We start from the raw sequence: 4,167 nt of genomic DNA, 5'->3' as shown, positions 1-4,167 counted from the left end.
ATCACGATGCTGTCGGCCTTGGTGGCCAACGACTCGATGACACCCAGCTTGTCCGATACCTTCGATCCGCCCAGCACCACAGCGTAGGGCCGCTCGGTGGATTCGGTCAGCTGCTCCAGCACCTTGAGCTCGGCCGCCACCAGCGTCCCGGCGTAGTGCGGCAGCAGGGTGGCCACGTCGTAGACTGAGGCATGTTTGCGGTGCAGCACACCGAACCCGTCGGACACGAACACGCCGTCCCCGCCGACCAACTCGGCCAGCGCCCGGGCCAGCGCCAGCCGCTGGCCGTCGTCCCCACTGGTCTCGCGGGGATCGAAGCGGATGTTCTCGACCAGCAGCACATCCCCGTCGGCCAGCCCCTCGGCACGGGCCAGCGCGTCGGTGCCGACCACGTCGGCGGCCAGCTGCACATGCCGGGCCAGCTGTTCGCCCAGCACGACGGCGACCGGCGCCAACGACAGCGCCGGGTCGGGTCCGTCCTTGGGCCGGCCCAGGTGTGCGGCCACCACCACCTTGGCCCCGGCGTCGGACAGCACCTTCAGCGTCGGCGCTGACGCGCTGATGCGACCGGGGTCGGTGACCCGGCGCTCGTCATCGAGCGGAACGTTGAGATCGCTGCGCACCAACACGCCGCGGCCGGCGACGCCTTCGGCCAGTAGGTCGTCGAGCGACCGGATACCCATGGTGTGCAAGTGCTTACAGGGACCGAGCGACCAGCGCGACCAGATCGACCAGCCGGTTGGCGTAGCCCCACTCGTTGTCGTACCAGGACACCACTTTGGCTTCGTTGTCGATCGCCTTGGTCAGTCCGGAGTCGAAGATCGAGCTGTGCGGGTCGGTGATGATGTCGCTCGACACGATCGGGACGTCGTAGTAGCGCAGGATGCCCTTGAGTCTGCCCTCGGCGGCGGCTTTGAACGCGGCGTTGATCTCCTCGGCGGTGGCGGAGCGGGCCAGATCGGCGGTCAGGTCGGTCACTGAGCCGGTGACGACCGGCACCCGCAGCGCGTAGCCGTCCAGTCTGCCCTTCAACTGCGGCAACACATCGCCGATGGCCTTGGCGGCACCGGTGGAGGTGGGCACGATGTTGACGGCGGCGGCACGAGCCCGGCGCAGGTCTTTGTGCGGCCCGTCCTGCAGGTTCTGGTCGGCGGTATAGGCGTGGATGGTGGTCATCAGACCCTTGACGATGCCGAACTCGTCGTCGAGCACCTTAGCGAGCGGGGCCAGGCAGTTCGTGGTGCACGAGGCGTTGGAGATGATGTGCTGGCTGCCGTCGTAGTTGTCGTCGTTGACGCCCATAGCGATGGTGATGTCCGGGTCTGTCGCCGGCGCGGAGATGATCACCTTCTTGGCTCCGGCTTGCAGGTGACCCCGTGCCTTGTCGGCGTGGGTGAAGATGCCGGTGGATTCGACCACGACGTCGACCCCCAGGTCGGCCCAGGGCAGCGCCGCCGGCCCCTCCTTCACCTCCAGCGCCTTGATCCGGGTGGTGCCGACGACGATGGTGTCCTCGCCCTGCAAGCTGACGTCCTGTTTCATCCTGCCCAGGATCGAGTCGAACGTAAGCAGATGCGCCAGGGTGGAGTTGTCGGTCAGATCGTTGACGGCCACGATATCGATGTCGGTGTTGGTGCCGTGGACCTTGCGGGCGTCCAACGCCCTGAAGAAGTTGCGTCCGATGCGGCCGAAGCCGTTGATGCCTACCCGGACCGTCACTGGTCTCTCCTAGTGGTTCAGTGTGCCGATTCAATGTGCCGATTCAGTGTGCCGATTCAGTGTGCCGATGTGCTCCGCCGGCCAGCCTAATCGGGTAAGCACGGCGGCCGCCGCGGTATCATCCATTGGCCACGGGCGGCTAAGCCGAGAGCGGATCGATCCATTGCACACCGGAGAATCGACTGAAGTCGACATCGGTCGAACACAGCTGCGCGCCGTGTTCGATGGCCAACGCAGCGAGGTGCGCGTCACTGGTCAGATTGCCCGCCGTACCGAGCGGTGCGAGCAGTCCGCGGAGCACGCCGGCGTGGCGCTCGGTCGGGTGTACGACCGTCACACACGGCTGCTGCAGCCATCCGTCGACCACGTCCAACGACTCGTCGACGGTCAGCGGCCGGGCAAACACCGCCGAACGTGTCGACAACCGGATGAATCCGACGAGGACATGCCATGCAAACGCGACGGTGGCCGCGCCGGACAGCGTTTCCTCCAGCCAGTTCCGCGCCGGCTCATGACGCGGCGACGACGCATCCATGGCATACACGAGGAGGTTCAGATCGAGCAGCCTCATTTGCGTAGCGCGAGCTTGCGCATGGTCTCCGCGTCTTCGTCGGCGGCGGCCAGCGTCAACGCCTTGTCGATGTCGAACCCCGCACGCAGTCCCATGTCGCGACTCGGAGTGCGATAGCCCCGCCGGACCGGCTCACCGCTCAGCCCGCGCCGCACGGCATCGTTCAGCACCGCCTTGAACGACGTTCGTCGCTCGCGTGCCGCACGCTGCAACGCAGCGACAACGTCGGCGTCAAGCGTCACCGTGGTCCGCATTTTGTCATCATAGCAGCAGCCATCATGCTGTCATGATGCTACTATCGGACCGTCGGGGAGCTACTCGGATGCGTCAACTGCAAATTGCTCGCGCAGAACGCGTTTCAAGACTTTTCCGGTGGGGGTCCGCGGGATGGCGTCGACGAAGACAGCCCGCTTGGGCAGCTTGAAGCGGGCCAGTTTGCCGTTACAGTGCGCCAGCACAGCAGCCTCGTCGAGGCTGGCGTCGGACGACACCACCACCGCCAGCGGGGACTCGCCCCACTTGGTCGACGGGATGCCGATCACCGCGATGTCGGCGATACCGGGATGGGACAGCAGCACGTCTTCGATCTCCGCCGGGTAGACGTTCTCGCCCCCGGAGATAATCATGTCCTTGACGCGATCCTGGATGTAGACGAAACCCTCGGCGTCGCGGACGGCGACGTCGCCGGTGTGCAACCAGCCGTCGGTGATCGTCTCCGCCGTCGCCTCCGGCCGGTTCCAGTAGCCGGTCATGTTGTGGCGCCCGCGCACCAGTATCTCGCCCGGCACATCGGCACCGACATCTACACCCTGCTCGTCGACGATGCGCACGTCGGTGTGGAAGAACGCTTTGCCCGTCGACCCGATGTGGGTCATCGCATTCTCGGAGTTGATCACGCAGGCCGGACCGCACGTCTCGGTGAGCCCGTAAACCTGATGGATCTCCAAGCCGAGATCGGTGTATGCCTTGATCAACGACACCGGCACCGGCGACGCTCCGCTCATGATCCAGCGCAGCGCCAAGGAGTCCCGCAGTTCGGGCCGGTACGTCGGGAGCATGAAGTTCAGCATCGCGGGGACGGCCAGCGTGATCGCGACCTGCTCGTCGGCGAACACTTCCCAGATGTGCCGCGGGTCGAAGCCACGCATCAGAATGGTCGTCAGACCGCGGTAGATGCAGGTGAGCAGCGGGGTGAGCGCGGCGACGTGAAACAACGGCGGCGAAATCAGGTAGCGGTCGGCGAACCGGAAGTCGACGCTCGCCAAGATCGTGAAGAGTGCCCACTGCACGCTGTCGTGGGTGTGCACCGCCCCTTTCGGCAAGCCTGTGGTGCCGGAGGTGTACATGATGAAAAGCGGGTCGTCGTCGTCAGTGTCGACCGAGCCGGCCGCCACCGGCTGCGCCGGTGCCTGGTCGACAAGGGCGTCGAAATCCGGGAAATCCACCGCCCACGTGGGCGTGTCGTCGCCGACGCGCAGCCAGTGCACCACCGGCGTGCCGTCCTCACCCGGGCCGCGCGCGTGCAGATCGGCCACGACCGCGTCGTACCCGGCGTCGCACACCAGCACCGTGGCCCCCGAGTCGCGCAGCATGAAAGCCAGCTCGTCTGCGACCAGCCGCCAGTTCAGCGGGACGACCATCAACCCGGCGCGGGCCGCCCCGTAAAACGTCTCGACGAATTGGTGGCCATTGGGCAGCAGCACCGCGACGCGATCACCCTTGGCCAGCCCCAGCCCGGTCAGCGCCCGGGCCACCCAATCGGCCCGCGCGTCGAGTTCGGCGAAGGTGAATCGTCGACCCGCAGCGATATCGACGAGGGCCTGCAGGTCGGGATTCAACCGCGCCCGCTTGCGCAGATGTGCTCCGACGTTCATCGC

5 protein-coding genes are annotated in these 4,167 nt (G+C 66.3%); all 5 read right to left on the bottom strand.

Annotated elements, in window-relative coordinates; genetic code table 11:
• Positions 1-683: phosphoglycerate kinase (gene pgk / locus AC2VON_RS06755; protein ID WP_486952249.1), on the bottom strand; the 683-nt coding region annotated here is incomplete at its 3' end.
• Between the two features lie 13 nt (positions 684-696).
• The gene (gene gap / locus AC2VON_RS06750; protein WP_486952248.1) at positions 697-1,719 is read right to left on the bottom strand and encodes a type I glyceraldehyde-3-phosphate dehydrogenase; all 1,023 of its coding nucleotides are present in this window, start codon (positions 1,717-1,719) and stop codon (positions 697-699) included.
• A gap of 139 nt (positions 1,720-1,858) precedes the next feature.
• Complete coding sequence (locus AC2VON_RS06745; RefSeq protein ID WP_486952247.1) at positions 1,859-2,290, bottom strand: TA system VapC family ribonuclease toxin; 432 nt, start codon at positions 2,288-2,290, stop codon at positions 1,859-1,861.
• Positions 2,287-2,544 (bottom strand): ribbon-helix-helix domain-containing protein, encoded by a 258-nt coding sequence (locus AC2VON_RS06740; protein ID WP_486952246.1) that lies wholly within the window; start codon positions 2,542-2,544, stop codon positions 2,287-2,289. The genes AC2VON_RS06745 and AC2VON_RS06740 overlap by 4 nt, the downstream gene beginning before the upstream one ends.
• Positions 2,545-2,604: 60 nt before the next feature.
• A partial coding sequence (locus tag AC2VON_RS06735; protein ID WP_486952245.1) for an acyl-CoA synthetase occupies positions 2,605-4,167 on the bottom strand: 1,563 nt, incomplete at its 5' end.

It is taken from the genome of Mycobacterium sp. TH-M82 (assembly GCF_057473605.1).
The sequence above is the reverse complement of the archived record's forward strand: the minus strand, read 5'-3'. Positions and strand labels throughout refer to the sequence as shown.

Bases quoted from the DNA above. Each gene is read 5' to 3' on its own strand.
- AC2VON_RS06740 (WP_486952246.1), bottom strand. From the start codon at position 2,544: ATGCGGACCACGGTGACGCTTGACGCCGACGTTGTCGCTGCGTTGCAG.
- AC2VON_RS06745 (WP_486952247.1), bottom strand. From the start codon at position 2,290: ATGAGGCTGCTCGATCTGAACCTCCTCGTGTATGCCATGGATGCGTCG.